General features: G+C 75.5%; 29 protein-coding genes, 1 pseudogene and 1 riboswitch. Of the genes and pseudogenes, 14 read left to right on the top strand and 16 right to left on the bottom strand.

Features of this window, described 5'->3' with window-relative positions; translation table 11 throughout:
* Positions 1 to 31: 31 nt before the first annotated feature.
* Positions 32 to 156: riboswitch (cobalamin riboswitch) on the bottom strand.
* Between the two features lie 119 nt (positions 157 to 275).
* Genes PHK61_RS31950 through PHK61_RS23920 form a run of 4 tightly spaced genes read right to left on the bottom strand, consistent with a single transcriptional unit; the run spans position 276 to position 4,180 of the window.
* Entirely contained in the window at positions 276 to 902 is a 627-nt protein-coding gene (locus PHK61_RS31950) for a helix-turn-helix transcriptional regulator (RefSeq protein ID WP_337993998.1), read from the bottom strand.
* A gap of 10 nt (positions 903 to 912) precedes the next feature.
* Positions 913 to 1,920: an asparaginase gene (locus PHK61_RS23930; protein WP_274283533.1), complete on the bottom strand. Its 1,008-nt coding sequence runs from the start codon at positions 1,918 to 1,920 to the stop codon at positions 913 to 915.
* Complete coding sequence (locus PHK61_RS23925; RefSeq protein ID WP_274283587.1) at positions 1,917 to 2,441, bottom strand: cyclodeaminase/cyclohydrolase family protein; 525 nt, start codon at positions 2,439 to 2,441, stop codon at positions 1,917 to 1,919. Before PHK61_RS23925 ends, PHK61_RS23930 begins: the two co-directional genes overlap by 4 nt.
* Before the next feature lie 41 nt (positions 2,442 to 2,482).
* Positions 2,483 to 4,180: a formate--tetrahydrofolate ligase gene (locus tag PHK61_RS23920; RefSeq protein ID WP_274283532.1), complete on the bottom strand. Its 1,698-nt coding sequence runs from the start codon at positions 4,178 to 4,180 to the stop codon at positions 2,483 to 2,485.
* A 169-nt stretch (positions 4,181 to 4,349) separates the two neighbouring features.
* Here PHK61_RS23920 and PHK61_RS23915 point away from each other — a divergent pair, with 169 nt between their 5' ends.
* Both PHK61_RS23915 and PHK61_RS23910 read left to right on the top strand, forming a co-directional pair.
* Positions 4,350 to 5,135, top strand: a complete 786-nt coding sequence (locus tag PHK61_RS23915; RefSeq protein ID WP_274283531.1) for a cutinase family protein — start codon at positions 4,350 to 4,352, stop codon at positions 5,133 to 5,135.
* A gap of 67 nt (positions 5,136 to 5,202) precedes the next feature.
* Positions 5,203 to 6,150 carry an AEC family transporter gene (locus tag PHK61_RS23910; protein WP_274283530.1) on the top strand — a complete coding sequence of 316 codons (948 nt, stop codon included), beginning with the start codon at positions 5,203 to 5,205 and terminating at the stop codon, positions 6,148 to 6,150.
* 5 nt (positions 6,151 to 6,155) lie between these two features.
* On the opposite strand, the gene PHK61_RS23905 is transcribed toward PHK61_RS23910, so the two are convergent.
* The gene (locus tag PHK61_RS23905; protein ID WP_274283529.1) at positions 6,156 to 6,389 is read right to left on the bottom strand and encodes a hypothetical protein; all 234 of its coding nucleotides are present in this window, start codon (positions 6,387 to 6,389) and stop codon (positions 6,156 to 6,158) included.
* A gap of 98 nt (positions 6,390 to 6,487) precedes the next feature.
* On the opposite strand from PHK61_RS23905, the gene mobA reads away from it, so the two are divergent.
* From mobA to PHK61_RS23890, 3 genes are read left to right on the top strand one after another with little or no spacing between them, the layout of a single operon-like run.
* Complete coding sequence (gene mobA / locus PHK61_RS23900) at positions 6,488 to 7,144, top strand: molybdenum cofactor guanylyltransferase (protein WP_274283528.1); 657 nt, start codon at positions 6,488 to 6,490, stop codon at positions 7,142 to 7,144.
* Between the two features lie 9 nt (positions 7,145 to 7,153).
* Complete coding sequence (locus tag PHK61_RS23895) at positions 7,154 to 7,582, top strand: PPOX class F420-dependent oxidoreductase (protein ID WP_274283527.1); 429 nt, start codon at positions 7,154 to 7,156, stop codon at positions 7,580 to 7,582.
* On the top strand, positions 7,579 to 8,022 hold the full coding sequence (locus tag PHK61_RS23890; protein WP_274283526.1) for a cupin domain-containing protein: 444 nt from the start codon (positions 7,579 to 7,581) through the stop codon (positions 8,020 to 8,022). Before PHK61_RS23895 ends, PHK61_RS23890 begins: the two co-directional genes overlap by 4 nt.
* On the opposite strand, the gene PHK61_RS23885 is transcribed toward PHK61_RS23890, so the two are convergent.
* A complete protein-coding gene (locus PHK61_RS23885; protein ID WP_274283525.1) occupies positions 8,019 to 10,610 on the bottom strand; it encodes a transglycosylase domain-containing protein in 2,592 nt (863 codons plus the stop codon). The two genes, PHK61_RS23890 and PHK61_RS23885, sit on opposite strands and share 4 nt — an antisense overlap.
* Positions 10,611 to 10,617: 7 nt before the next feature.
* Between PHK61_RS23885 and PHK61_RS23880 the strand changes: the two genes are divergently transcribed.
* On the top strand, positions 10,618 to 11,466 hold the full coding sequence (locus PHK61_RS23880; RefSeq protein WP_274283524.1) for a hypothetical protein: 849 nt from the start codon (positions 10,618 to 10,620) through the stop codon (positions 11,464 to 11,466).
* A gap of 459 nt (positions 11,467 to 11,925) precedes the next feature.
* Positions 11,926 to 12,255, top strand: a complete 330-nt coding sequence (locus PHK61_RS23875; RefSeq protein ID WP_274283523.1) for a hypothetical protein — start codon at positions 11,926 to 11,928, stop codon at positions 12,253 to 12,255.
* 7 nt (positions 12,256 to 12,262) lie between these two features.
* Here PHK61_RS23875 and PHK61_RS23870 read toward each other — a convergent pair whose 3' ends face one another.
* From PHK61_RS23870 to PHK61_RS23850, 5 genes are all read right to left on the bottom strand, one after another.
* The gene (locus PHK61_RS23870) at positions 12,263 to 13,021 is read right to left on the bottom strand and encodes an SDR family NAD(P)-dependent oxidoreductase (protein WP_274283522.1); all 759 of its coding nucleotides are present in this window, start codon (positions 13,019 to 13,021) and stop codon (positions 12,263 to 12,265) included.
* A 13-nt stretch (positions 13,022 to 13,034) separates the two neighbouring features.
* A complete protein-coding gene (locus PHK61_RS23865; RefSeq protein ID WP_274283521.1) occupies positions 13,035 to 14,045 on the bottom strand; it encodes an acetamidase/formamidase family protein in 1,011 nt (336 codons plus the stop codon).
* A gap of 10 nt (positions 14,046 to 14,055) precedes the next feature.
* Complete coding sequence (locus PHK61_RS23860) at positions 14,056 to 14,445, bottom strand: hypothetical protein (RefSeq protein ID WP_274283520.1); 390 nt, start codon at positions 14,443 to 14,445, stop codon at positions 14,056 to 14,058.
* A 122-nt stretch (positions 14,446 to 14,567) separates the two neighbouring features.
* On the bottom strand, positions 14,568 to 16,376 hold the full coding sequence (locus PHK61_RS23855; protein WP_274283519.1) for a serine/threonine-protein kinase: 1,809 nt from the start codon (positions 16,374 to 16,376) through the stop codon (positions 14,568 to 14,570).
* 57 nt (positions 16,377 to 16,433) lie between these two features.
* Positions 16,434 to 17,084: a DUF1707 SHOCT-like domain-containing protein gene (locus PHK61_RS23850; protein WP_274283518.1), complete on the bottom strand. Its 651-nt coding sequence runs from the start codon at positions 17,082 to 17,084 to the stop codon at positions 16,434 to 16,436.
* A gap of 55 nt (positions 17,085 to 17,139) precedes the next feature.
* On the opposite strand from PHK61_RS23850, the gene PHK61_RS23845 reads away from it, so the two are divergent.
* Positions 17,140 to 18,072, top strand: a complete 933-nt coding sequence (locus PHK61_RS23845) for a DUF3048 domain-containing protein (RefSeq protein ID WP_274283517.1) — start codon at positions 17,140 to 17,142, stop codon at positions 18,070 to 18,072.
* A gap of 30 nt (positions 18,073 to 18,102) precedes the next feature.
* A complete protein-coding gene (locus PHK61_RS23840; protein ID WP_274283516.1) occupies positions 18,103 to 18,279 on the top strand; it encodes a CsbD family protein in 177 nt (58 codons plus the stop codon).
* Between the two features lie 56 nt (positions 18,280 to 18,335).
* Here the strand turns inward: PHK61_RS23840 and PHK61_RS23835 are convergent, their stop codons facing one another.
* Positions 18,336 to 18,581 (bottom strand): hypothetical protein, encoded by a 246-nt coding sequence (locus tag PHK61_RS23835; RefSeq protein ID WP_274283515.1) that lies wholly within the window; start codon positions 18,579 to 18,581, stop codon positions 18,336 to 18,338.
* A 262-nt stretch (positions 18,582 to 18,843) separates the two neighbouring features.
* Between PHK61_RS23835 and PHK61_RS23830 the strand changes: the two genes are divergently transcribed.
* Positions 18,844 to 19,194, top strand: coding sequence for a hypothetical protein (locus PHK61_RS23830; RefSeq protein WP_274283514.1), 351 nt, complete (start codon positions 18,844 to 18,846; stop codon positions 19,192 to 19,194).
* 8 nt (positions 19,195 to 19,202) lie between these two features.
* On the opposite strand, the gene PHK61_RS23825 is transcribed toward PHK61_RS23830, so the two are convergent.
* The 4 genes from PHK61_RS23825 to PHK61_RS23810 are packed head-to-tail and all read right to left on the bottom strand — an operon-like array spanning position 19,203 to position 22,157.
* Entirely contained in the window at positions 19,203 to 19,988 is a 786-nt protein-coding gene (locus PHK61_RS23825; RefSeq protein ID WP_274283513.1) for a glycoside hydrolase family 16 protein, read from the bottom strand.
* Positions 19,989 to 19,995: 7 nt separating this feature from the next.
* A complete protein-coding gene (locus PHK61_RS23820) occupies positions 19,996 to 20,778 on the bottom strand; it encodes a polysaccharide deacetylase family protein (RefSeq protein ID WP_274283512.1) in 783 nt (260 codons plus the stop codon).
* Positions 20,765 to 20,986: a hypothetical protein gene (locus PHK61_RS23815; protein WP_274283511.1), complete on the bottom strand. Its 222-nt coding sequence runs from the start codon at positions 20,984 to 20,986 to the stop codon at positions 20,765 to 20,767. The genes PHK61_RS23820 and PHK61_RS23815 overlap by 14 nt, the downstream gene beginning before the upstream one ends.
* Before the next feature lie 16 nt (positions 20,987 to 21,002).
* Positions 21,003 to 22,157, bottom strand: coding sequence for a glycosyltransferase family 2 protein (locus tag PHK61_RS23810; protein ID WP_274283510.1), 1,155 nt, complete (start codon positions 22,155 to 22,157; stop codon positions 21,003 to 21,005).
* Between the two features lie 1,282 nt (positions 22,158 to 23,439).
* Between PHK61_RS23810 and PHK61_RS23805 the strand changes: the two genes are divergently transcribed.
* The 4 genes and pseudogenes from PHK61_RS23805 to PHK61_RS23790 all read left to right on the top strand — a co-directional run.
* Positions 23,440 to 23,799, top strand: a complete 360-nt coding sequence (locus PHK61_RS23805) for a hypothetical protein (protein ID WP_274283509.1) — start codon at positions 23,440 to 23,442, stop codon at positions 23,797 to 23,799.
* Between the two features lie 366 nt (positions 23,800 to 24,165).
* Positions 24,166 to 24,744, top strand: a complete 579-nt coding sequence (locus PHK61_RS23800) for an RNA polymerase sigma factor (RefSeq protein WP_274283508.1) — start codon at positions 24,166 to 24,168, stop codon at positions 24,742 to 24,744.
* The gene (locus PHK61_RS23795; protein WP_274283507.1) at positions 24,741 to 25,646 is read left to right on the top strand and encodes a hypothetical protein; all 906 of its coding nucleotides are present in this window, start codon (positions 24,741 to 24,743) and stop codon (positions 25,644 to 25,646) included. Before PHK61_RS23800 ends, PHK61_RS23795 begins: the two co-directional genes overlap by 4 nt.
* Before the next feature lie 365 nt (positions 25,647 to 26,011).
* Positions 26,012 to 26,327, top strand: a pseudogene (locus PHK61_RS23790) (MFS transporter); the annotation flags it as partial.

Raw genomic sequence — 26,327 nt, 5'->3', positions numbered from 1 at the left:
CGCCCGATGTCTGCTGCCACTCGACGGCCGGAGTCTCCTGGCTCCCGGATCGCTGCTCGCCCCGGCCTTCCCGCCGGTGTGTCCGGCCGTGGCCTCGCGTGGGGTCTGCTCCCCGGTGACAGTGGCGGGACCGCGCCGGATTCACACCGGCTTCCTCCGCGTCCGTCGACCGCGGTCAGTTCACCCCGGCCCGGGTCGGCGCGTCAACGCACCCGGGCGCACCGCCGGTGTGGCGTTGCGGACGTCGCGGGTCGCCGCAGGCGTCGGCGCAGTCGTCAGCGCAGCAGGCCCTGGCGGAAGCCGCGGGCGACGGCGTCGGCGCGGTCGCCGGCGCCGAGCTTGCGGAACAGGCGCCGGGCGTGGGTCTTCACCGTGTCCTCGGCGAGGACGAGCTCGGCGGCGATCTCGGCGTTCGACAGGCCCTCGGTCATGCCGAGCAGCACGTCCATCTCGCGGTCGGAGAGATCGGTCGTGGCGGGGCGCGCGCCGGGCAGGACCGAGGGGTCGGCGAGGTCGCCCGCGCGCAGGAAGCCGCGGGCACCGAGGCGCAGGGCGTAGGTGGCGCGCTCGTCCTCGGCGATCCCGGCCGGGTCCGGCGCGGGCCGGTCACCGAGCGGATCCATGACGCCCACCGGGGGTTCCCCCACGACGAGCACCGGGGTCTCGGGGGTGTGGCGGCGCACCTGGCGGACCGCCTCCATCCACGCGCTGCCCTCGTCGGCGCCCACGAGGACGACGTCGGGGGCATGCCCCTCGGTGCCGTCGGCGGAGGTCCGCGTGAGGCGGACGAGCAGGTCGGGGACGTTGTCGACACACGGCAGGTGGTCGAACACCGACGACAGATGGCCGACGAGCCGGTCCCTCGCGGGCGTGGCTCCGGCGAACACCAGGCACGATCCCATCACGCGCTCCTCACCCCGATGAGTGTGCACACACTCGCACACGGTGAACGCCGATCGGGTGACCCCCTCCTCGGACGTGTGGCGCAGCGAGGACGCGCAGCGCGTCGGGGGGAGTGATCCCGCGCCGCTCCAGGATCTCCAGCAGCACCGGGCCGACCGCCCGGGCGCCGCCGTCGACGACCGACAGGGCGAGCGCGGCGCCGTCGGGGAGCACGGCGAGCAGGACCCCCTCCGCGCCGATCTTCGACAGCGCGCCCGGCAGGAGGGTCATGACGGCCGTGTCGAGCCGGTCGGTGCCCGCCACGAGGTCGGGGTGGGCGCGCATGGCGGCGGCCACGCGGTGCTCGGGGCTCCCGGGCGCGGCGGCCGCGAGGGCCCGCCCGAGGCGCGCGACCGCGACGAGGTCGGTGGCGAACGCGGGCGCGCCGCACCCGTCGACGGTGACGGCGTGCACCGGGCCCGCGAGCCGCTCGAGGGTGGCGCGCACGTGGCGCTGGAGAGGGTGGCCCGGGTCGGTGTAGCCGTCCGTCGGCCACCCCTGCGCCCGGCACGCCGCGAGCATCGCCGCGTGCTTGCCCGAGCAGTTCATCGCGAGGCGGTCGGGGTCGCGCGTGCCCCAGGCGCGGTCGGCGGCGAGGCCGAGCGGGCGCCCGGGCGGGCAGCCCAGCGCGTCCGCGGCGAGCCCCCGCCGCGCGAGCAGGCCGGCGGCGACCGCGAGGTGCCCGGGCTCCCCGGAGTGCGAGCCGGTGGCGAGGGCGAGCTCGCGGTCGTCGAGGTCGGCGGCGAGCTCGAGGCACGCGACGGCCTGCGCGGGCTTGAGCGCCGAGCGCGCGAGCATCGGCGCGTCGACGGGGCCGGCGCGCAGTTCCTCGTCGCCGTCGGGCCCGAGCACCACCAGCGTCACGCGGTGCTCGGACTCGACGAGGTCGCCGCGCGTGACCTCGACGACCCATGGCTGACGCAGCGATGAGGGGAGCACGCCGATGGGCGAGCTCGACCCGTCGGGCGGCGGGCTCACACCAGGCGTTCCGCGAGCGTGCGCGCGTGGCCCGCGCGTTCCTCGACGTGCTCGACGCGGGGGTCGGCGAGCTCCCCGGCATCCGCGATGTTCGTCCCGACCAGCATCGCCGCGGACTCGGCGGCCGCCGCGGCGAGGAAGGCCGCGGTCACCGCGTCGCCGGTGAGCGCGTCGGGGCCCTCCTCGGCGAGCAGCGCCGCGAGCTCGGCGATCCGCACGGCGACCGCGACGACGTCCGCGGGCACCTGGACGATCGCCTCCGCCGCGGCCGGGCCGCCGCCCCGGTCGGAGAGACGATCCAGCCGGCGCGCCTCGAGGAAGCCGGCGAAGGCCTCGACGTCGTCGTCGGCGAGGCGCAGGGCCGTGGCGCGCAGCGCGTCGAGCTCGTCCACGGCCTCGCGGTCGGCGGCGGCCTTGGCGACCTTGGTGGCCAGGCCCGCCGCGAGCGACGCCGTCACCGCGGCCGTGGTCCCGGCCGCCGGCCCGGGTCCCTTGCCGGCGAGGACCTCCCCGTAGCGCAGGAGCGACAGCTCCCCCAGCGGCCGGCCTCCCGGCGCGCCCGTCAGAACAGCCCCACGATCGTGCCGTCGGGCTTCACGTCGATGTGGTGGGCGGCCGGGTTCTTGCCCAGGCCCGGCATCGTCCGCATGTCGCCGCAGATCGGGTAGATGAAGCCGGCGCCCACCGACGCGCGGACCTCCCGCACCGGCATCCTCCAGCCCGTCGGGGCGCCGAGGAGCTTCGGGTCCGACGAGATCGACAGGTGCGTCTTGGCCACGCAGACCGGCAGGTTGCCGAAGCCGTTGCGCTCGTAGAGGTCGATCGAGGAGTTCGCGGCCGGGGCGTAGTCGACGCCGTCGGCGCCGTAGACCCGCGTCGCGATGGTCTCGATCTTCTCGCGCAGCGGTGCGTCGTCGGGGTAGAGGAGCTGGAAGTCGCTCGGCTCGTTCGCGGCCTCCGCGACGGCCTCGGCGACCTCCGCGGCCCCGCGCCCGCCGTCGGCGAAGTGCGTCGACACCGCGGCCCGCGCGCCCATCGACTCGGCGATCTCGCGGATCGCCTGGTGCTCGCTGGCGTGGTCGGTCGGGAACGCGTTGATGCAGACCACCGGGGACACGCCGTGGATGCGCATGTTCTCGATCTGCTTGCGCAGGTTGGCCGCGCCGGCGTGCACCTCCTCGGGGTTCTCCTCGAGCAGCGCGGGCGGCAGGTCCTTGCCGGCGACGATCTTGTGGTTGCCGGAGTGGACCTTGAGGGCCCGCACGGTGGCGACGACGACCGCCGCGTCCGGCGACATCCCCGACGTGCGGCACTTGATGTTGAAGAAGCGCTCGGCGCCCATGTCGGCGCCGAAGCCGGCCTCGGTGACCAGGAAGTCGCCGGAGTGGATGCCGATGCGGTCGGCGACGATCGACGAGTTGCCGGTCGCGATGTTGCCGAACGGCCCGGCGTGCACCAGGACCGGCGTGTTCTCCAGCGTCTGCATGAGGTTCGGCTTGAGCGCGTCGCGCATCAGCGCGGCCATCGACCCGGCCGCGTGGATGTCCTCGGCGGTCACCGCGTCCCCGTCGGGGGTGTAGCCGACCACGATGCGCCCGAGGCGGGCGCGCAGCTCGCCGAGGTCGTTGGACAGCGCGAGCACGGCCATCACCTCGGACGCCGAGGTGATGTCGAAGCCGGCCTCGCGCGGGACGCCGTCCATGCGCCCGCCGAGCCCGGTGACGACGTTGCGCAGGGCGCGGTCGTTGACGTCGAGCACGCGGCGCCAGGTCACGCGGTACGGGTCCAGTCCCGCCGCGTTGCCCTGGTAGAGGTGGTTGTCCAGCACCGCCGAGAGCAGGTTGTGGGCGCTGGTGACGGCGTGGAAGTCGCCGGTGAGGTGGAGGTTGAACTTCTCCATCGGCACGACCTGCGAGTAGCCGCCGCCGGCCGCGCCGCCCTTGATGCCGAACGTCGGCCCCATGCTCGGCTGGCGGATCGCGACGACGCCGCGCTTGCCGATGTGGGAGAACGCCTGGCCGAGCCCGACCGTGGTGGTCGTCTTGCCCTCGCCCAGCGGGGTCGGCGTGACCGCGGTGACGACGACGTACTTCGCGCGGGGCCGGTCCTTCATGGCCTCGATCGCCTCGAGCTCGATCTTCGCGACGTCGGTGCCGTGGCGTTCCAGGAACTCGGTCGGCAGATCCATCTGCCGGGCCACGTCGTCCATGGGCTTCAGCGTCGCCGCCTGGGCGATGTCGAGGTCCGACGGGATGCTCACGCGAGTCCTCCTGGGGGTCTGGGCCGATCTCCCGGGGGGTCACCCCGGCTCCGGCGCCACCGCCGGGGGACTCTTGCCGGGGCACGTTGGCAGAGCCGGGGCGATCTGTCAGCCCGGGGTGTGACGGTTCGTGCTGGTTCGGTCGACGGATCTCCGCCACGATGGGCGTGTGACGGGGGGCGTGGTGCGGCGCGCGCTGCTCGCGACCGTGCTCCTGATCACCGCCGGCCTGGTCGCCACGCCCGCCGCCGTCGCCGCGCCCGCCTGCCCCCCGGTCGCCCTGTTCGCGGTGCCGGGCACGGGCGAGACCTCCGAGGCCGCCGACCCCGCCGCGTCCGTCGGGCTGCTCGCGGGGCTGACCGACCCGCTCGCCCGTCGCTGGGGTGACGCGCTGGTGGTGCGCTACGTCCCCTACCCCGCGACGGTCGACCGGCCCTTCTACGTCACCAGCGAGGGCCGCGGCGCCGAGCGCCTGGCGCGCGACGCGGGCGAGGTGGCCGCCCGCTGCGCGGACACCACGATGATGCTGATCGGCTACAGCCAGGGCGGCGACGTGGTCTCCGACGTCGTCCACCGCGCCGCCAACGGCACGATCGGTCTACCGGCCGAGCGCATCGCCGGCGCGATCATGCTCGGCAGCCCGCGGCGCGACCCGCAGGCCCCCAACCTCGTCGACACGCCGGGCCACGGCATCCTCGGGCCGCGTCCCACCCGCGAGCTCGAGGTCTACGACGGGCGGGTCTACGAGGTGTGCGCGCCCGGCGACCCGATCTGCGCCACCGAGAACCTCGACGTCCGCGTGTTCCGCGAGGGCTGGGCGTCGGGGGTGCACCGCAGCTACCCCGACGTCCGCGTCGGACCGGCCGACGCACCGCTGTTCACGGTGCTGGAGCGCGCCGTCGACACCGTGGTGGCGCGGGCCACGATGTCGCCCGCCCTGGCCGCGGGCGGCTGACAGGCGGCACGAAGCGCAGCGGAGCTGCCCCGCCCGGAGGCGGGATGCAGCTCGTACCGTCCCGACCGTGGGTGAACTGCTGAGCCGCATCCTCCCCGTCTTCGCGGTCATCGCGGTCGGGGCGGTGGCCGGGCGCTTCGAGCGGTTCGGCGAGCGCACCGCGGCCGTGCTCAACGACCTCGTCTACTGGGTGGCCCTGCCCGCCCTGATCTTCGTGTCGGTGGCCGGGGCGGACCTCTCCGCCGGCGTCCCGGCCTCGGCGCTGCTCGCCTCGGCGGCCGTCGTGGTCGTCGCCTACGCGCTCGGGTGGGCCGCCGCCCGCGTCGTGCGCCGCCCGCCCCGCGAGGCCCACGCGGTCGGGCTCGTGGCGAGCTGGGGCAACGTCGGCTACCTGGGCATCCCGCTGACGGTGGCCGTGCTCGGTCCGGCGACCGCGTTCGCGGCGTCGCTGACCTCGACGCTGCACACCGCGCTCGCCATCTCGGTGTTCCTCGTCGCGGTGACCCTCGACGGCCGGGGACGCGGCGAGGAGGGCGCGGTCGCCCTGCCCGCGCTGCTCGCGCGCCGGGTGCTCGGCAACCCCGTCGTCGTCGGCATCGTGGCCGGGGTGGCCGTGGCCCTGCTCGGTGTGCGGCTGCCGCCCCCGGTGGCGACGACGATCGGGTTGCTGGGCGACCTCGCCGCACCGGGCGGCCTGTTCGCGCTCGGCATCCTGCTGCGCGGCGCCGTCGGGTCGCTGCGGGGGTCGCGGGCGCCGTGGGGGCCGATCGGGGCCGCGGTGGCGATCAAGCTGCTCGTGATGCCGGCCCTCGCGCTGGGTGCCGCGGTGCTGTTCGGCGTCCCCGCGCCGTGGGGGGCGGTGCTGGTGGTGATGGCGGCGCTGCCGGACGCCGCGACGGTGTTCGTGCTCACCGCGCAGTACCGGGCCTGGTACCGCGAGAGCACCGCGGTGGTCGTCATCACCACGGTGCTCTCGCTGGTCACACTGCCGCTCGTCGTGCTGGTCCTGCCGTGACGACCTCAGTTGTCGTTGCGGAAGGAGGCCCGGCGCTGCTCGTGGGTGCGGGCCTGCCCCATGCGGGCGACGCGGGCCCGCTGGTCGTCGGTGGCGGTGCCCTGCGCGACCGCACGCTCCGCCGCGGCCATGGCGCGGTCGGCGGCGGCCTCGTCGGCGTCGGCGGGGGTCGGCGCGACCCAGCCGCGGTGGGCATCCTCGGGCTCCTCGTGGCGACGCCCCTCGACACTCCCGATCATGGTGGTGACCTCCGATCGTCTGTGGTCGAGTCCCGGCCTGGATTACCGGGTCCGGACGTGCCCAATCGGTCGCGTGGCTCACGTGGGGGTGGTGGCCGGTGAGCGAGGTCGCAGGGGTCGTGCTCGCCGGCGGGCGGTCGCGGCGGATGGGCACGGACAAGGCCGCCCTGCGCCTCGGCGAGACGTCGTTGCTCGCGCACGTCCTCGAGGTGCTCGCGGCGGCGGTCGACGGCCCGCTGGTCGTGGTCGGGGCCGCCGACACGCCCCGCGACCTGCCGGCCGAGACGACGGATCGCCCCTGGCGCCCGCGCGCCACGGTCGTGACCGACGCCGTCGCCGGCCGCGGCCCGCTACAGGGTCTGGCCACGGGGCTGGGGGCCGTGACCGGGGCCACCACCGCGTTCGTCGCCGCCGTCGACCTGCCCCACCTGCACGAGGACCTCGTCCGCGCCGTGCTCGCCCACCGCGTGGCACCGGTCGAGGTGGCGCTGCCGGTGCTCGAGGGGCACCGCCAGCACCTGCTCGCGGCCTACGCCACCGACCTCGCCGCCCGCGCCGCCGACCTGCTCGACCGTGGCGAGCGCAGCGTCGGCGCGCTGATCGCCGCGAGCCGGGTCCGCGAGCTCGACGCCGCGACGCTGCTCGCCGACCCGCGGCTCGCCGCGCGCGACCCGCAGCTCCTCGGCGCCCGGGGCGTCAACACGCCCGAGGAGTGGGATCGCGCGCGAGGGCAGGGCCCCGACGCGCCGACCTAGGCTCGGGGCATGGCCGACCTCAGCGACCCCGACATCCTCGCCTTCCTGTCCCACGGGACCCGCACCGGCAAGGTCGGGTGGACCGCGCAGGACGGCCGCCCGCTGGTCGCCCCGGTCTGGTTCCTCGTCGAGGACGGCACGATCGTCTTCAACACCGGCGCGGACACCGCCAAGGGGCGCGCCTTCGCCCGCGACCCGCGCGTCGTGCTCTGCGTCGACCTCGAGGAGCCGCCGTTCGCGTTCGTGCAGGTCCAGGGCTCGGTGACGCTCTCCGAGGACCCCGACGAGCTGCGGCGCACGGCCACCGCGCTCGGCGCGCGCTACATGGGCGCCGCCCGCGCCGAGGAGTTCGGTGCCCGCAACGGCGTGCCGGGCGAGCTCGTCGTGCGCCTGCACCCGGCGAAGGTGGTCGCGACGCTGGACATGACCGCGTCGTGACGACCCCGCCCCCGCTGGCCCGGGCGCTCGACCTCGCACCCCACCCCGAGGGCGGCTGGTTCCGCCGCACGTGGACCGCCGGCCCCGCGCACCACCCCGCCGGCTACCCCGGCCCGCGGGCCGGCGCCACGGCCATCCACTACGTCCTCGCGCCCGGCGAGCAGTCGCGCTGGCACCGCGTGCGCTCCGACGAGCTGTGGTGCTGGCACCGGGGCCCGGCGCTGACGCTGTGGCTCGGCGGCGGCGGCGAGGCGCCGGACGACGCCACGGCCGAGGAGATCGTCCTCGGCGACCGCGTCGAGGACGGCCAGCGGCCCCACGCCCTCGTGCCCGGCGGGGTGTGGCAGCGCGCCGCACCGCCCTCCGGCGCGGACGCCGAGGTGCTCGTGACCTGCGTCGTCAGCCCGGGTTTCGACGACGCGGACTTCGAGCTCGCCTAGTTGTCCGCCGGGTCCGCGCCGGCGGGGGCGTCCGCCTCGCCGCCCTCGGGCGGCGCCGCCGCGGCCGCGTCGCCGGGCTGCTCGGCCCCGCCCGGGGGGGCCTCCTCGCCCTCCGGCGCGGGCACCTCGGCCGACGGCGCGGTGGTCGTGGGCGCCGCCGACGAGCTCGGCGAGGACGTGCTCGACGGCGACGGTGACGAGGACTCGGTGGACCGGGCGGTGTCACCGGGGTCGGTGCCCGCGACCGGGGTGAACGCGCCGAAGGTCTGCTTCGGCGTGTCGTCCAGCGCCTCGTCCATGAACGTCTTCCAGATCTCGCTGGGCAGCCCGTGCCCGTAGACCGGGCGCCCGTCGGAGGTCCGGATCGGGGTGTTGTCGTCAGTCCCGACCCACACCACCGTCGACGCGGCCGGCGTGTAGCCCGCGAACCAGGCGTCGTTGTTCTCGCTGTCCACGTGGGACTGGACGGTGCCGGTCTTGCCGGCCGACTGGCGCCCGCCCTGCAGCGAGACCCCGTCGTACTCGGGCACGTCGCGCATCGCCTCGGTGACGTTGCGCGCCACCCGCGGGTCGATGCGCTGCTCGCCCTGCGCGGTGGCGTCGTCGTAGAGGACCTCGCCGCTGGCGGTGGTGACGCGCTGCACCAGGTGCGGGCGGTGGTACATGCCCTCGTTCGAGAAGGTCGCGTAGGCCGAGGCGAGGTCGACCGCGGTGGTCTCCTGGTTGCCCAGCGAGATGCCGCTGTTCGGGTCGTCCATCGGCTGCGTGATCCCGGCCTGCCGCGCGGCGGCGGCCACCGCCTGCGGACCGACCCGGTTGCCGAGCGCGGTGAACACCACGTTGTTCGACAGCGTCATCGCGCGCTTGAGGCTGCAGTTCGCGCAGTCGGCGCCGTCGACGTTGCGCACGGTGCGCCCGGGGATCGCCCGCCCGTCGAACTCCGTGGAGATGCCGATCGGCGGGTCCTGCTGCAGCGCGGCCAGCAGCACGAACGGCTTGAACGTCGAACCCGCCTGCTTCTCGACGCGGGCGTAGTCCAGGCCCGCCCCGTTGTCGCCGCCGTAGTAGGCGAGGATGCCGCCGGTGCGCGGGTCGATCGACACCGCCGAGGTGCGCAGGTTCTGCGGCTGTTCGCGCATGTTCCGGCGGACGGCGTCGACGGCCTCGCGCTGCGCCTCGGGCTGGATCGTCGTCCGGATCTGCAGGCCCTGGGTGACGAGCGCGTCCTGGTCGATCCCGAGGCTGCGCAGCTCGTCGCGGACGGCGCTGTAGATGTGGCCACGGTCGTCGTCGGGGACGCCGCCGGTGACGCGGCGCGGGGGCACGGTCGCCGGGAACTGCGCGGCCGCCCGCTCCGGGGCGGCCAGCCAGTTCTGGGCGACCATCCCGTCCATGACGTAGTTCCATCGGCGCAGCGCGTCGTCGGGGTTCTGCGCGGGGTCCCACTTGGACGGCGCCTGGATCACGCCGGCGAGCAGCGCGCCCTCGGCCGGCGTCAGCGTCTCGACGGGCCGGTTGAAGTAGGCCTGGGACGCGGCCTGGATGCCGTAGGCGCCGCGGCCGAAGTAGATGCTGTTGAGGTAGTCGGCGAGGATCTCGTCCTTCGAGCGCTCCTGCGAGATCTTCAAGGAGATGATGAGCTCCTTGTACTTGCGCATCAGCGAGTACTCGTCGCCCACCATCGCGTTCTTGACGTACTGCTGCGTGATCGTCGAACCGCCGCCGGAGCCGCCGGTGAGGTTCTTCCACACGGCGCGGCCGAAGCCGACGACGTCGAAGCCGCTGTTGGAGTAGAAGGTGCGGTCCTCGGCGGAGAGCACCGCGAACCGCACCGGCGGCGGCACCTGCTCGAGGCCGACCTTCTGCCGGTTGCCCTGCTCGCCGGGCGCTATGCGCGCGAGCACCGTGCCGTCGGAGAACGACACCGTGTTGAGCTGGCTCTCCACAGCGTCGTCGGCGTTGGGCACGGGGATGAACAGCAACCCGACCACCATCGCGAGCACCGGCGCCGCGACCATCGCGCCGACGGCGGCGTAGGCGGTGCGGCGCAGGCGGCGCCAGCGCAGGGCGGCGGGTGCCAGCACCTCGGGGTGCGGGCCGTCGAGGTAGAGCACGACCCGCGCGCGCACCCGGCGGCCGAACGCGACCACCGTGTCGCCGTGGGGCAGGCGCACGACGCGCGCGGCCACCACGCTCAGCACCGCCGCGATCGCGGCGGCGACGCGCCCGCGCGGGACGCGGGAGGCGTCGGCGGTCTCCGGCGGGCGCCCCGGCGAGCGGTGGGCGGTGGTGCGGGTGCTCGTGGTGCGGGTGGTCGTGGTGCGGGTGGTCGTGGTGCGGGAGCGGCCGCCGGCGGTGCGCGCGCGGGTCGTGGCCGGCGCGGCCCGGCGCGTCGTCGTGCGCGCCGCACCGGTCCGGGTGGCGCGCGTGGCGCCCGCGCCGTCGTCGTCGCGGTCGTCGTCCCGGTCGTCGTCGCGGTCGTCGTGTGGCGCGTCCGCGACATCGTCGACGTCGTCGGGGTCGTCGGCGCGCTTCGGCAGCGGGCCGGAGCTGTGGGCCCGCGGCGACGGTGCGTCGACGGCGGGCATCTGCGCGGTGCCGGTGGGGCGGCGGCGCGCGGGGCTCTCGGCGTCGCCGTCCGGGCGGGCGGCCGGGAGCGCGGCGGCGGTGGCGGACGTCGTGGACGTCGTGGACGTCGTGGTCGGTGCCGGTGTCGGGGCCGGGATCGGCGCCGGGGTCGCGGGCGGGCGGCCGGGCGGGCGACCGGGAGGACCGGCGGGCGCCGGGGCGCCCGGCGCACCCGGGGCCGGAGCGGTCCCCCGCGGCGGACCGGCGGGGGCGCCGCGGGGCGGGGCCGGGGCGGGCGCGGCGGGCGCGGCCCCGCGCGGGCCGGCCGGACCCGCGGGCGGCGGCGTGGGGCGACCGGCCGGGCCGGCGGGCGGCGGCGCGGGACGGCCGGGTGGCCCCGCGGGCGGCGGGGTCGGGCGCGCGGCGGGAGCGGCCGGGGGGCGGGGCGCGGCGGGACGCGCGGGCGCACCCGGAGGCGGGGAGCCGCCCGGCGGCGGGACGGGCGGGGCGACCGGCCCGGCCGGCGCCGCGGCGGGGGCGGCGTTCCGCGGAGCACCCTGCGGGACCCCGTGCGGCGCGCCGTTCGGGCGCGTGGCGGGGCGGCCGCCCGGGCGGCCCGGTCCCGTCGGGCCGGCGCCGGCGGGCGGCGCGGCCGGGCCCGGGCGGGCGCTCTCGGGCTTCATGTCCGGGCGGTCGTTGCGGCGGGCCGCGGGGCGCGCGGCGGTGGCCGTGCCCGCGGCGGCCGAGGCCCGCGACCCACCACCGTTCGTGCTGGTCGCGGAGCGGAAGGACCCGGTGGAGAACGCCGACGGGAAGCCGACCGGGGGCGACGCGGGCGCGGGCGTCGACCGGATGCGCGCGCTCACGTCGCCGTAGTCGCTGTCGAGGTGCCGCCCGTCGGACCGGTCACGGTCCTCGCCGCCGTGGGCGCCCCGGGCGTCGTCGGCGGGGTCGACATCGACAGCGCGACGCCGTCCCGACGAGCGAGCATGCGTGCCCGCCACCGAGCAACCACCTCCCGTGTCGCTCGTAGTCACCTGTGGTCACGACCGCGCCGAGGTGTCGACGGCGATCGTCGAGCCCGACGGAGCACGTTCGGACCCGCACGAAGGCAACGCGCCCGCGACGCCCGGGTCGCGGTCCGGAGGGGCACCGTCCATGACCGGACAGTCCGATGCGGTGAGTGGTGGTCCGGTGTCACTCCGTCGTGGTGCGGTCCCCACTGGTCCCGGCCCGGTGCGCTCAGTGGCGATCGCCGTCACCGACCGCTAACGGGGGCGCCGTCCCGACCGATGACGGGGGCGACGACGCGCCCCGGCGAGAGGACACACGGGCATGGACGCCCCTCAGGACCCCTGGGTGCCCGCGCCGCGCGACGGCGGCCGGGCGGACATCCGCGCGGGCGGCGGGGCGGGCGGGGATCCGTGGGGCCCGACGGTCCCGTTCCCGCGTGTCGCGCCCGCCCTCGAGCGGATGGACGCGCCGGCTCCCTCCGCCGCGCTCGTCCCGGCGCCCCGGCGCCGCACCGACGCGGCCGTGTGCGACACGCCGCCCCCCGGCATCGTGCGCACGTGCGTCCGGGCCGTCGCCCGGCTCGTGCACGTCGCCGCGGAGCGCGTCCGGTCGCTGGCCGCCCTGCTCGCGGCGGCCCCGGTATCGCGCTGAGGCTCACCTACAGCTGCACGCCGCGGGTCAGCGCGCCGTCGACCAGCAGGTTGGTGCCGCTGATGAACGTCGCCGCCGGGCTGGCCAGGAACACCACGGCCCGGGCGATCTCCTCCGGCCGGGCCATGCGCCCGGTCGGGTTGAGACCGAGGGCGTGCTGGTAGAGGTCCGGGTTGTTCTCCTCGATCGACTCCCACACCCCGCCCGCGAAGTAGACGTTGCCCGGGGACACGGTGTTGGCGCGCACCCGGCCGGCGAGCTGGTGGGCCAGGCCCTGGGTGTAGTGGACGATCGCGCCCTTGAAGGTCCCGTACGGGCCTGCCGCGAAGTCGATCTCCCGGCCGGAAACGCTCGAGATCGTCACGATCGCGCCGGCATCGCTGGCCTCGAGCGATGGCAGCGCCGCCTCGACGAGGCGCACGGTGCCGAGCATGTCGGTGGTGAAGCTCGCGGCCCAGTTCTCCTCGGACGACGGGATCGCCAGCGCCGAGACGTTCGCGACCACTGCGTCGATGCCGCCGTGGGCCGTCGCGCACGCCCGCACCCAGGTGGCGAGGGCGTCGCCGTCGGCGACGTCCACCGCGGTGCCGTGCACGTCCCACCCGGCGCCGCGCATCTCCTCCTCGGCGGTGCGCACGGCGTCGGCGGTGCGGGCGCAGAAGGCGACCGTGGCGCCCTCGGCCGCCAGCCCCTCGACGATCGCCCGCCCGATGCCGCGGCTGCCGCCGGTGACGAGCGCGGTGCGCCCCGCGAGCTGGAGGTCCATGGTGGGGCTCCTGTCAGGTCAGGGACCGTGCGCGCTCACGCAGGTCCGCGTGCAGCCCGTCGAGGGGCCGGAGTCCGGGCACCAGCGCCTTCGACACCTTCGTCACCGCGCTGTAGTTCGTGTCGACGACGTTGGCCAGCGGGGCCAGCGAGACCTGGGTGAGCAGCTGGTAGGCGTCGAGGCGGTCGAGGCCGAGCAGACCGCCGAGCCAGGTGATCATCTCGACCTGGCTGATCCGCCAGGCGTCCTCGAGCGGGCGCGACGAGCCGACCACGAGGATCTCGTCGTCGTTCTCGAGCCGCGGCCACAGCGGCGCGCTCGCCTGCGAGGCCTTGACCAGGTCGACGATCAGCGTGACGTCCATGGCGCCCTCGACCGCGATGCCGCACGACTCGCCCTCGCCCTGGCGGTAGTGCCCGTCACCGACCGAGAAGATCGCTCCCGGCTCGTTGACCGGCAGGTAGCAGGTCGCGCCGGCGCGCATCTCCGGGGTGTCCATGTTGCCGCCGAAGGCGTCCGGGGTGAGCGACGAGCGCACCTCGCCCACCGCGGGCGCGACGCCGACGGTGCCGAGCATCGGCGCGAGCGGCAGGTCGATCGAGAGGTCGGCGCGGCTCGCGGTGAACGTGACCGTGCGCCGGGCGCGGTCGAGCTCGTAGATCCAGGTGCGTTCCTCGAGCGGCTCGTTGAGCAGCGCCGTGCGGTCGGTGCCGGTGAGCCCGCCGAAGAACGGCACGAGCGTCGAGGCGCCCCAGTCGCGCGCCGGGGTGAGGTCGACGAGGTGCAGCACGAGCGTGTCGCCCGGCTCGGCACCGCGGACCGCGAACGGGCCGGTCTGCGGGTTGAGAAAGCCCATCCGCAGGTTCGCGCTGGCCAGGTCGGACGTGGATCGCAGCGTGCCGCCGAAGGCATCGTCGCACCACAGGCGCAGCACGCTGCCGGGCTCGACCTCCCGGATCGGGGCGACGCCACCGAACGTGTAGGCGTACTGCGACGGCTCGGGGCGGAACTCGACGACGTCCACCCCGGTGACCCTAGTAGCGGTCGGTGCCGGTGAGGGCGTGCTCGAGCTGGTCGGCGATGCGCGTGACCAGACGGAACGGGCCGTCGAACTCGGCGAACGACAGGTCCTCGAGCGGCGTGGCGTGGCGGAACACCGCGACACCGCCCACCGCCGCCGCGCCGCCGACCACGGCGTCCTCGGCGAGCTCGAGCAGCCGGCGCGCGTCGATCTCGTCGAGGCGGCCGATCGGCGACTCGATCTGCAGCCAGTCGTGCCCGTCGACGACGCCCTTGTGGTGCACGTAGACCAGTTGCGTGCGGTCCTCCGACGTGGGGAGCCGGAACGTCAGGCTGTGCTGGTCCTGCGCCATCACCTCGTAGCGCACCCGCACCCAGAGCACGAGGTCGTCCCACGACGCCACCGACCAGTCACCGTCCTCACGAGGGCTCGACGAGCCGTTGCCGGGTCGGCCCGGGCGGACCGCCGGGCGGAGCGATCGCACCGTAGCAGCGCGCCGGTGGCGTGCCGGTTCGCCGCGCTCGGTCACCGGACACCCCCGCCGACCAGGCGGTCCCACCCGGTGGGGCTGGCGACGGCGGTGGCGCCGCTGCGGTCGAGCAGGCGCAGCAGGGCGGCCCCGTCGCGCGGGCGGTCGCCGACCTCCTGGGCCGTCGCGCGGCGCAGCACGGGCACCAGGCGGGGCGAGAGCCGGTGCACGGCGGCGAAGGCCTCGGGGCCGGGACCGTCGAGGATCCGGCGGGCGATGTCCAGGATGTTGTCCCCGTCGAAGAGGTGGTCGCCGCGCGCGGCGAAGACGACGCAGCACGCCCAGGCCCAGACGTCGGTGGCGGGGCCGGCGCCGTTGCCGGTGACCTGCTCGGGCGCCATGTAGCCGGGCGTGCCGACCATGTTCCCGGCCGGCGTGTGGTGGGTCTGCCCGACGACGCGGGCGATGCCGAAGTCGACGACCTTGGGGCCGGCCGAGGTCAGCAGCACGTTGCCGGGCTTGAGGTCGCGGTGGGTGATCCCGTCGGCGTGCAGTGCCGCGAGCGCCCGGGCCAGCGCGATCGCCGTGCGCGTGAGCATGTCGCCGTCGGTGACCGCGCCGGAGGCGGCGACGAAGGCGTGCAGCGACGGGCCGTCGAGGCGCTCCATGACGATGTAGGGCATCGAGCCGTCGAAGCCGACGCTGTAGATCCGCGCCGTGTAGTCGCCGGTGACCTTCTGCAGCGTCTGGCCCTCGCGCAGGAAGCGCGTGCGGGCGTCGACGTCGTCGAGCAGGTGCGGCGCGAGCACCTTGATGGCGACCACGCCGTGGGTGCCGGCCCGGTGCCCCAGGTAGACGGTGCCCATGCCGCCGGAGCCCAGCCGGCCGGTGAGCGTGTACTCGCCGACCGAGCGCGGGTCGTGCGGGGTCAGCGGCTGCTCGGGCGCGGCCATGTCGACCAGGCGCGTCGACGGCCCGACCGCCGGCGGCGGGGGCGGGGCCGACCGCGACGGCACCGAGAGCCCGCGACGCGGGGCGGGCGCCGCGGGTACGGCCGCGGGGGCCGAGGGGGGCGCCGCCGGGAGCGCGGGATCGGGCTGCTCCTTCGCGCGGCGCGCGCGCAGCAGACGGCGCTCCTTGACCGCGGGCAGGCGCGCGGCCCGCAGTGCCTCGGGCACCACGGGCGCCTCGCGGCACGCGCGCGGGCGGGCGATGCGGGTGACGACGCCGTGCGCGAGGAGGAACACCGCCGCGCCCAGGCCCACGCCCGGGACCGCGAGCGAGCCGCCTGCGAGGACGAGCGCGAGGCCCAGCAGCAGGCCGAGCGCCAGGACGGCCTTGCCGCGGCTCGTCGGCCACGGGCGCGTCACCGGCATCGCCCGGCGGCGCTCGACGTCCAGGCCGCCGACCCAGAGCCCGGCGACCCCGAGGCACAGCGCCGCGAGCAGCACCAGGCCGACGACGGTGATCGTGGGACCGGAGCCGGTCGGGGCCGGCAGCCCCAGGTCCTCCAGCTGCGCGATGAGCCCGCGGACCGCGAGGCGGCGGTCCTGGCCGAGCTCGTCGGCGACCAGCGAGACGGTGAGCGCGCCGACCGCCGCGGTCACGGTCGCCGTGAGCACCGTCAGCCCGATCGCGCGGGGCACCGGCAGGTCGGCGGCGCGGTGGAGGTGCCGGCGGGCGCGCCGGCGCTCGGCACCGGTGAGGCGCGCGACGCGGTCGGTGACGACCCGGTCGACGAGCATCGCCGCCCGGCGCTGGTGGGTGGCACGACGGTGCAGCGGCCCCATGACGAGGGCCGTCAGGACGCCCGCGACGAGCACCACGAGGACGGGCATGCCCGGGCCCAGCTCCGCCAGCCCCACCTGTCCGCCTCCTCCCGCCGGATCCCGCGTCTGTCGTGACCGTACCGGGGTCCCCGATCAGTCCCCGTTGCGTCGACCCGGCGCGCCGTCACCCTCACGCGTCACGGTGGTCTTCCTGCGTCCCGGGCGCCACCGCGGCTTGCGCGGGTGGCGCAGGACCACGTCCCCCAGGCTGTGGCGGCCGCGCACCACGAGGTGCGGGACGCCGCGCTCGCGCCGGTGCCGGATGTCGTCGCGGACCTTCCCGGCCGAGATCCGCAGGTCGTCGACGTCCGCCGTGGCGTGCTCGGGCAGCACCAGGACCGGCGAGCACATCCCGGTCGCGAGCTCCACGGCGACCACCGGCGTCGTGAACTCCGCCCCGCTGAAGTCGAGGGTCACCCCGCCCACCCAGCTGTGGACGCGCACGAGCGGCGGCACCCGCCAGTAGCCGCGGCGGCTGATCGCGCCGCCGACGCCGGCCCGGAGGTCGAGGACGTCGACCGACCGGGAGACGTGCAGCTCCGCGCCGGGCAGGTCGTCGAGCAGGCCCTCGAGGTCGCGCCGGAACCGGGCGGCGAGGGCCGCGGCGGACCGCTCGCTGTACTCGCCGGCGGTGATCTGCCCGGCCACCATCGCCCGCGCGAGGAACTGCTGCACCTGCTCGCGCTCCACGTCCGAGACACGCAGGGCCGCGGGATCACCGGGCTCCGGGTTCACGGACGTCACACGGTAAGGATAGGGCGCCGCCGGGGTCGGGACGGACGAGAGAGCGAGGTAACCGGTGCCGCGAGGCCTGCTCGTCCTCCTCGCCGCCGCGCTGCTGGTCAGCGGGTGCGCCGGGTCCGACACCCGGGCCTCGCCGCTGACCGGCACGCCCGCCCCCGCCGACGCCCCGGCGCTGGCGGTCAAGGTCGACAACTCGCCCGCCGGCCGCCCCTGGACCGGCGTGGAGGACGCGGACGTCGTCTACGTCGAACCCGTCGAGGGCGGCACGACCCGGCTGCTCGCCGTCTTCTCCTCGCGCCTGCCGGCCTCGGTCGGCCCGGTGCGCAGCGCGCGCGAGTCCGACGTGACGGTGCTCGGCGCCTACGGGCGCCCCGGGCTCGCGTTCTCCGGCTCGGCACCGGAGCTCGCGGGCACGCTGGCCGGCGCCTCGCTCGTGCCGCTGACCCCGCAGACCGCCGGCTCCGCCTTCCGCCGCGACGCCGCCCGGCGCGCGCCGGTCAACCTCTACGCCGACCCCGCCGCCCTGCTCGCCGCCGCCGGCGGGGCGTCGCCGCCGCGCGACATCGGCTTCCGGTTCGGCGCCACCCCGTCCGGCGGCGAGGTCGTGCGGCACCGCGACGTCGTGTTCGGGACCGCGGAGCTGGGGCTGACGTGGAACGCCGTGCGTGGCCGGTGGCTCGTCGAGCCCGGCGGCGGCGACCCGGCGGTCCCCGCGACCGGCGGCGAGCCGATCGGTGTGGCCACGGTCCTGATCCAGCGCGTGACGACCCGCCCGTCGGCGATCCGCGACGCCGCCGGGGCGGTCTCGCCGTACGCGGTCACCACCGGCGAGGGCGAGGCCGAGGTGCTGCGCGACGGCCGCGCCTACCCCGCCCGCTGGTCGCGCCCGACGCCGACCGACCCGACCGCCGTCCTCGGACCGGACCGTCGGCCGGTGGCGTTCGCGCCCGGACCGGTCTGGGTGCTGCTCGTCCCGGCCGGGGGTTGAGGCGCACCCCTGATCGGGTAGCCGCCGTCCATGGCCGCTGACGACAAGATCGACAACCAGTCCGACAAGCTCAAGGGCAAGGTCAAGGAGACCGCCGGCACGCTCAACGGCGACGAGGAACTGCGCCACGAGGGCAAGGCCGACCAGACCAAGGGCGACATCAAGCAGGCCGGCGAGAAGATCAAGGACGCCTTCAAGTCCAACTGACGTCACACCGCACAGAAGCGACCCCGGGGATCACGACGTCCTCGGGGTCGCTGTGTCTAGTACCCGCGCGACTCCCGGCGCCCCGTGAACGCGTAGACCGGGGTGCCGTCGGCGTCGCGGCGCGCGAGCCGGTGGACCGCGAAGACGTTGACCCCGGGGATCGTGCCGCCGAAGATCTCGGTGACCTTCTGGCGCGGGCCGGCCTCCACCAGCACCAGGTACTCCTCGGGCAGGCTGGCGCCGTCGGCGATGCGCAGGTCGTGGTCCCCCCGGCAGGGACCGTCGACGAGTCGTATCCGCACCGGGCCCTCCCCTCGTCTCGTCGGCCGTGCCGGCTCCATGGTGGCACGCTGCGCTCAGACGAGCGGATCGTCCGGGGGCGCTCTTTGCAGCTGTACATGCACATGCAAGGATGATCGCCGCCGGTCATGCCCCCCGTGATCGGCACCGGACCCGGTCGGTGTCCCCCCGCCGGCCGGGTCCTCCCCACTCCTCGACGGTCTATGCTGTCGGGGATTGGTTCGGCGTCTCAACGGACACCCACCACCGGGTTCTCGAGCGACGATGAAGGCGGACGTGCACAAGGACGAGGCGGCGGCCAGGCTCGCGCGGGAGGCATCCGACGCGCTCGCCGAGATGCTGGAGCACAGCCGCGCCCACCCCGCCGGTCCCGACCGCTTCGACTGGTCCAGCGACGCCCTCGACGAGCTCGCCCGCGCGGTCGTCACCATCGGCGAGATCGTCGAGCGCTGCACCGCCCGCTCGGTCGCGGAGGACGACGACCCCGAGGAGATCGTCGCGGCCACCCGCGAGCTCGCCACGGCCATCGTCCGGCGCCGCAACTCCCTGCTCGCCGAGAACGCCTCCGCGCGTCTCCGGCGCTCGCAGCTCGTCCTCGTCCGCCGCGCGGGCTGACGCCGCGCTCACGACCACACCCGCACGTAGTCGACCACCAGGTCGACGGGGAACTCCGTCTCGGGCGGCGGGACCCCGATCGCTCCGCCCACCGCGAGGTTGAGCAGCATCGACATCGGTCGTGCCGGGTCGGTCGGGATCCGGGGGTCGCCGGGTGCCCACGCCAGCGCGGCATAGGGGACGCCGTCGCGGGCGAACGACACGCCCTCGGGGGACCAGTCCATGCGGAACGTGTGGAACCCGGCGTCGTTGCCCGTCCCGCCGGACCAGCTGACGAGCGCCGACGGGCTCGTGCCCGTGTGCACGCTCGACTCCACGGCGGAGAAGCCGTAGTCCTCGACCACGTCGATCTCGCCGCTGAGCGGCCAGCCCTCGGTGGCGTGGTTGTCGCCCAGCATCCACCACGCCGGCCACACCCCGCGCCGGCTCTCGATCCGCAACCGCGCTTCCCAGTGGCCGTAGCGCTGCGCGAACCGGTCCCTGGTCGTGATCCGCGCCGAGCGGAAGGCGACCTCCTCCGGCGATCCCGCCCGCGCGACGACGGTCCTGGTCGCGCGCAGGACGAGGTGGCCCGACCCGTCGAGGAAGGAGTTCTCCCGCGACCCCGTGTACGTCTGGAGCTCGCCGTTGCCCCAGCCGCCGGCACCGAGGTCGAACGTCCACCGGGACCCGTCGGGCGCCGCCCCGGCCGGGCCGTCGAACTCGTCGACGAAGGTGTACGCCGGTGGTGGTGCGGGCTCGACCCCGCACCCGCTCACCGCGGCCACGAGCACGAGGGCCAGCAGGGCGTTCACCGATCCGTCACCACCGGGCGGTCCTGGCGTAGTAGTAGGTGCGGTCGTCACCGGTGTAGTCCACCCAGGCCCGCCGGGGCGAGGTCGACGGCACGATCCGTCCCGAGCACAGCCCCCTCGCCCTCAGGTCGGCGAGGACCTGCGGCAGCGCCTCCACCGTGGTCGCGAGCCCCTCGTGGAGCAGCAGGACGTCGCCGTCACCGGCCCGGCGCGCCGCCGCGACCACCTGCTGGGCGGGGACCCGGTCGTAGTCGTCGGAGTCGTGGGTCCACAGCACCTGGGTCATGCCCAGGCTGCGCGCGACCGCCTCGACCGTGGCGTTGGTGCGGCCGTAGGGCGGCCGGAACAGCACGGGCGCGGGCCCGGCCAGCCCGTCGAGGATCGCGTTGGTCTCCTGGAGCTCGCGACGGACGTCCTCGGCGGGGAGCTGGTCGAGAAAGGGGTGGTCGTAGGTGTGGTTCGCGACGGTCATCCCGTCCACCCGGAGCCGGCGGACGATGTCGGGGTGCGTCGCGGCCAGCGTGCCGATGACGAAGAACGTCGCCCGCGCATCGTGGGCCCGCAGGATCGCGGCGATCTGCGGCGTCGTCACCGGGTCGGGTCCGTCGTCGAAGGTCAGGGCGACGTAGCCGCGCGGGCACGCCCCGCGTTCCTCCTGCGGCCCCGGCGCGACCGACGGGGACGGGTCGGGACCGGCGACGGCCGAGCCGGCGATGAACGGGGTCGCCGCCAGCAGCAGGGCCATCGCGACACGCCACAGCGCCCGCCGGCGGACCTCACCGTCGCGCATGCTTTCCCACGCGCCGGTCCCGCTCGGCCGGAGCAGGGACGGCCGGATCGGCGACGACGATCCGGGGCAGCACCCTCCTGATGGCACTGCCGCACGCGACGAGGGCGAACGTCGCCAGGACGACCCAGAACGGGGACATCTCCAGGAACGGCAGGCTCGCGCCGGCACCCACACCCATCGCGAGCGGCGCCACACCGAAGTTGTACATGCTGCGGTCTCCCGTCTCAGTTCCAGCTGCCGGTCCTGCCGAGCAGGACGTCGCAGTAGGCCTTGATGTGGCAGGCCTGGAGGAAGTAATCGATGATCAATTCGTACATCGAGGCCGCCAGGACCATCTGGCGCCATCCGCGCAGCCGCACCGTGACGATGCGTTCGACGACGAAGATGGCCGTCACCCCGAGCCAGAAGGCGTGGATGTGGATGCCCCCGCCGAACAGTGCCCAGATCAGGGAGCCGATGTAGGCCGCGGAGACGAGACAGCCGAGGAACGTCACGATCTGCCGGCCCCAGTACCGCCACGTGATGCGCGTCAGCCCGTACTGGAGACAGTTCTGGACGGCACCCCGCTTCCACCGCAGGCGCTGCCTCCACAGGGCGCCCCAGGACTCCATCACCTCGGTCACGAGGGTGCACCGTGACGGGGAGATGACCTTGTGGCCGAGGTGGAGGAGCGCGAAGGTCAGCTCGTTGTCCTCGGTGAGCACGGTCGTGTCGTAGACGCCGCCGCGGCCGTCACCCGCCGGGAGCCTGCCGGAGCGCCGCGCCGCCGAGACCTCCCGCAGGGTACGGACCCGGAACAGGGCCGCGGTCCCCGTGATGACCAGGCACTTGCCGTCGAGCCGGTCGACGTCCCGGGCGTACCGGGCGTACTCGTTGCGCTGCAGGTGCCCGACGAAGCCACCGCCCGGGCCACCGCGGAAGATGCCGCCGACCGCGCCGTAGCCGCGGTCGAGGTACGACCGCGCCGCCTCCAGGAAGTGGGCGTCCAGCTTGCTGTCGGCGTCCTGCACGAGGACCACGTCGTCGTCCTCGAGGGTGGGGAGCAGCTGGTCGAGGACCTGGTTGAGCGCGCCGGCCTTCTTGTCCCGGTTGTCGACCGTCTCGAGCACCGCGGCGCCGGCGGACCGGCCGCGCTCGACCGTGGCGTCGGTGCTGTTGTCCGAGGCCACGATGATGCGGTCGGGCGGCGCGGTCTGGTCGCGCAGCGCCTGCACCGCGGTCGCGATGATCTCCTCCTCGTTGTGCGCCGGCAGGATCGCGACCGTGACCGGTCCGGTTCTGGACGCGGACGCGCGGCGGCGAGGCGCCTCCACCTCGCGCAACGACACCGTCCGCCTCGGGGCGACCGCCGGCAGGACCGTGGTCCGGTCGCCGAGCATCTCGCCGTCCGCGGGAAACCGGTACCGACCCCGCGAAAGATCGGGCGAGAGCGCAGGCGCCGCGACGTCCGCTCGATGCGGCGTGGCCACCACGGGTGATCGTCGAACGGGCGGAGTGGCCGCCGGGACGGCATTCGTCCGGACCCCCACCGCGCGATCCCCCGGAAACGGCCTCGCGAATCGATCGGTGTCCGGAGCTGTCCCCGATCCGGCGTCCCCGAGCGATCGTCGATCCCATCGATCGGTCACGGCGTCCCGGATCGGCGGGACCGGACCCGGCACGTCGGGACTGCTCTGGGACGACGTGTGCCGGCCGTCGGCGACGAGATCGGCGACCGTGAGTACGCGCGGCACCGAAGAGATCTGCGCGCGGTGCTCGCCCCTGCTGTGCTTCGGCGTCCGCTCCGCCACTTCTCGCGCACCCTCGGTATTCGCGACCGACTGCACCCGCGCCCCCAGCTCCGTGGTGTCCCTGCTCTGTCGGCACCGTCGTCCGACGACGCCGCTCGGCCGAGACCGCGCCGACACACCGGTATCTGGACATCACCCCTGACCGTTACCTGATCATTCGCTGCTGGCGCGAAATTGGTGCATCCGGCGGTGAGAGGGATGGCTGTTCGGCCGACCACCGCGATATTCTGGACGCGGACTGTTTCCGTCCCCAGAAACAGTGATGATCGCTTGTTCGAGGCCGGTGCGATTGATGGTCAGGCATCATTGCTTTCCGTGTGACCCGACGTGCAGGTCCGCTCCCGCCGCGCGCGCGATCGCCGAAAGCGCCATCGACAGGGGGGCCGAAGAAAGGCATCCGTGCGGCCACCCGGCCCAGCAGACACGGGCTCGGCAGACTGCGCGTTCGTCGAGGCGACCGGCCTCCGGCATCGACGGCCGCGTCGCGAGACGGGGACGCCGGCGAGGGTGTAACGCGCGACCCGCGCCTCGGCGCTGGGGGTGACGTGGGTGCCGACGTCCCGTGTGTCACCGGAGGTTGTCTCAACCGGGTCCACGAGTTGATCCGCGAGGACACCCATCGACAGGAACTGCTGGTCCAGTGCCCGGCCTGCGGGGCGTCGTTCTGGGCGCCCGTGGACCGGTCCCGAGCGCGACGGCGCTCCCCGGGGCTCGGGCCGGGCCCGACCGGCCGGTGAGGGGGCTCGGAGACCTCGCCGGGGGCGACCGACAGCGAACCCGACGCCCGTGAACACGGGCCGTGCTCGGTGTAACACCAACCGCGTCGACGTCGCTCCCACCGCGTGGCCACACGAGAACGGGAGCCGGGGCGATGTCGCGGGCGCTGCGGAGCCGCAGCACCCGCCGACGCGATGGCGCCCACGCCGGTGCTCTCGATCGGCACCAGTCGGCCGTCACGGTCGACCCGTCGCACGAGGTGGCGGTACCGGTCGAACGCAGTGAGGGTGCGGGGCGGCCGGTCGGTGGCGGGGTCGTGAGCGGCGAGACCCCGATCTACGACGCGACCTGTCGTGAGGTGGGGCCGCCCGACGGCCCCGGAACCGATGCGGGGGAGATCGGTGAACGCCCGGCTCGGTTCGTCGAGCCCGTGTCGACGACCGACGACGATCCGGACACCTCGGACCTCTGGCTGCCCGGCTGTCGGCCGTCGAGCGACGCGGGGCGTTCCTGACCGACGCGGGTGTAACGGGTTGCCGCGCCGTGTCGCTGACCGGCAGTGGGCTCGCGCACGACCCGTCGAGGGGTGCGCGGACCGAACCGGCCGGAGGGGGTGTGCTGTCGTGGGGGTGCAGCGCACCTGCGGTCCCGAGGTGCTGCTGCTCGGGCAGGAGCAGCGGCGCCCGGGAGGACGCCCCCGAGCGGGTCCGGGCGCACAGCGCTCGGACCCGCGCCGGGGCTCCCGGCCCGTCCGGCGTCGACGTCGAGGGGGACGGCGCCGGACGGGCGCGGCGAGTGCGTCGTCGTGACCTCGCCGCGCACCCCGCCGGCGGCGGAACGACTCGACGGCCCCCGCGGCGTCGAGCCACGGCCTGACCCGGTGGTCGACGAACCCGACGACCTCGAGCACGCCCTCCGCAGGGCCATGGGCGGCGACCCGGCGGGGTTCGCGACGCTCTACCGCGAGCTCCAGCCACGCCTCTTCCGCTACGCCCGCGCGCTGGTCGGGCAGGACGCGGACGACGTCACCGGCGAGGCGTGGCTCCAGATCGCCCGCGACCTGCCGTCGTTCTTCGGCGACCTCGAGGGCTTCCGCGGGTGGGCGGCGAGCATCACGCGCCACCGCGCGCTGGACCTGATCAAGCTGCGCAACCGACGTCCCGCCGAACCCCAGGGCCTGCAGGTGGTGCCTGACCTCGCCGACCTCACCGCCCGCGGCGACACGGCCGAGGCGGCGATCGCGGCCCTGTCCACCGCGCAGGCGATCGAGATCATCGCCTCGTTGCCGCGGGACCAGGCCGAGGCGGTGCTCCTGCGCGCCGTCGTTGGCCTCAGCGCCGAAGCGGCGGGCAACGTCCTCGGCAAGCGGGCAGGTGCTGTGCGGGTGGCGGCCCACCGCGGCCTGAAGACCCTCGCCCGCCAGGTCGACCGGACACCGGCGCCGGAGGACCCGACATGACTCCACGTCGTCGGCTGTCACGGGCGCAGGCGGAGGACCTGCTCGACGGGGCGGGCAGCGGACCGCTCCGCGACCTGCTCGCGGCCGCTTCCGGAGCCCCGCACCGCGAGGAGCTCGCCGGAGAGGACGCCGCGATCAGCGCGTTCCTGGCCGCCGACGATGCCGACGTCACGGCCGGTCCGGTGCACACCCGCCCCGCCGGCGTGGCAACCGCCCGTCGGGGCAGCTGGTGGCGCACGCCGGCGGGGCTGGCGTCCGCGGTCGCACTCGCCGTGGCCGGTGCCGGCGTGGCCACCGGAACGGCGGCCGTGGTGTGGCACGAGGGGCCCCCGACCGCACCGCCGACGTCGTCGGTCCCCGCCCGGCCGTCGACCGGGGCCGCGGACCCCGACGCCCTCCCCGACCCGACGAGGATCGCGGAGTGTCGGGCCTGGAGCGCCGCCGCACCCACCCGCGACACCGACCCGGCGTTCGCCGCGCTGATCTCCGCGGCCGGTGGCACCGGGAACGTCGACGACCTCTGCGCCCGGACCGGCGCCCCGACCAGGCCGCCGGCTCAGCCGCCGGCGGTCGTGCCGTCCGGCCCGGCGGGGGACACCACGAACGGGTCCCCGGGATCGCCGGGAGCCCCGCGGTCCGGGAGCGTGTCCGAGTCCGATCCCGCCCGACCGTCGGTGCCGTCCGGACCGGCCCGGGAGGAGAGCTCGGGCGACACCGGCGCCAGCGACGGCGACGGCGACGGCGACGGGGCCGGCGGACGGCCCGTGGGCCCGCCGGCCACCCCTCCGGGACAGGGCCGGCAGAGCAACGGCCCCGCCGACGGCCGGGCCGTCGGGTCCGCGGCCGTCCCGCCCGGTCAGGCACGGGAGGACAGCGGCTCCCCCGCGCGCGGCCCGCGCTGAGCTGAGGGAGCAAGCTCCGGTGGTGCCGAGGACGCCCCGCCACGGGACCCGGTCGGACCGCGTGTGCCTGCAACGCACTGTGCGCCCGAGACAACGGGGCCGCAGCGTTGTCCGGGCATGATGTGCCGCCCGGCCCATCAGCGGGCCTTGCCGTTCGGCCTCCGGAAGCCGCACACAGCCCGATCCCCGCGTAGCGGGGTCCGGTGCTGCGCGTCGAGGACAGGCAGGGACGGTGCCGCCCGGACGCACCGTCACGCGTCCCGTCGAGCCTCCCGCGTCCCGGCGTGAAAAGTGTGAGTGATCTCCCTCACGGGTACCTACACCGCCTCGATTGTCCGACCACAGACGAGAGTGGGGTGCTCGCCGTGAGCAACCCGTCCGGGGGTGGCTTCTTCAGCCGCTCCGCCGTAGTCGCACCACCGGGCTGGAGTCGCTGGCTCGTCCCGCCGGCCGCGCTCGCCGTGCATCTCGCGATCGGGCAGGCGTACGCCTGGAGCGTGCTCAAGGCCGGACTGGGCCAGGGGCTAGGGCTCTCGGGCACCGCGACCGCGCTCCCGTTCCAGCTCGCGATCGTCATGCTCGGGCTGTCCGCGGCCTTCTGGGGCACGATGGTCGAGCGGCGCGGCCCGCGCTGGGCGATGTTCGTGTCGACGGTCTGCTTCTCCGCCGGGTTCGTCATCT

Source organism: Actinomycetospora lutea, from assembly GCF_028737205.1.
In the GTDB taxonomy this organism is placed as follows: Bacteria; Actinomycetota; Actinomycetes; order Mycobacteriales; family Pseudonocardiaceae; genus Actinomycetospora; species Actinomycetospora lutea.
This window is presented reverse-complemented; position numbering and strand designations above follow the sequence as displayed.

What these genes read in the sequence shown, in the direction of transcription:
- PHK61_RS23820 (WP_274283512.1), bottom strand. Translation starts at nt 20,778, where the DNA reads ATGCGCGACGGTGAGGTCCGCCGGCGGGCGCTGTGGCGTGTCGCGATG.
- PHK61_RS23830 (WP_274283514.1), top strand. Translation starts at nt 18,844, where the DNA reads ATGAAGGCGGACGTGCACAAGGACGAGGCGGCGGCCAGGCTCGCGCGG.
- PHK61_RS23840 (WP_274283516.1), top strand. Translation starts at nt 18,103, where the DNA reads ATGGCCGCTGACGACAAGATCGACAACCAGTCCGACAAGCTCAAGGGC.
- PHK61_RS31950 (WP_337993998.1), bottom strand. Translation starts at nt 902, where the DNA reads ATGGGATCGTGCCTGGTGTTCGCCGGAGCCACGCCCGCGAGGGACCGG.
- PHK61_RS23870 (WP_274283522.1), bottom strand. Translation starts at nt 13,021, where the DNA reads ATGGACCTCCAGCTCGCGGGGCGCACCGCGCTCGTCACCGGCGGCAGC.
- PHK61_RS23815 (WP_274283511.1), bottom strand. Translation starts at nt 20,986, where the DNA reads ATGTACAACTTCGGTGTGGCGCCGCTCGCGATGGGTGTGGGTGCCGGC.
- PHK61_RS23805 (WP_274283509.1), top strand. Translation starts at nt 23,440, where the DNA reads ATGTCGCGGGCGCTGCGGAGCCGCAGCACCCGCCGACGCGATGGCGCC.
- PHK61_RS23885 (WP_274283525.1), bottom strand. Translation starts at nt 10,610, where the DNA reads ATGCCCGCCGTCGACGCACCGTCGCCGCGGGCCCACAGCTCCGGCCCG.
- PHK61_RS23810 (WP_274283510.1), bottom strand. Translation starts at nt 22,157, where the DNA reads ATGCTCGGCGACCGGACCACGGTCCTGCCGGCGGTCGCCCCGAGGCGG.
- PHK61_RS23875 (WP_274283523.1), top strand. Translation starts at nt 11,926, where the DNA reads ATGGACGCCCCTCAGGACCCCTGGGTGCCCGCGCCGCGCGACGGCGGC.
- PHK61_RS23895 (WP_274283527.1), top strand. Translation starts at nt 7,154, where the DNA reads ATGGCCGACCTCAGCGACCCCGACATCCTCGCCTTCCTGTCCCACGGG.
- PHK61_RS23795 (WP_274283507.1), top strand. Translation starts at nt 24,741, where the DNA reads ATGACTCCACGTCGTCGGCTGTCACGGGCGCAGGCGGAGGACCTGCTC.
- PHK61_RS23905 (WP_274283529.1), bottom strand. Translation starts at nt 6,389, where the DNA reads ATGATCGGGAGTGTCGAGGGGCGTCGCCACGAGGAGCCCGAGGATGCC.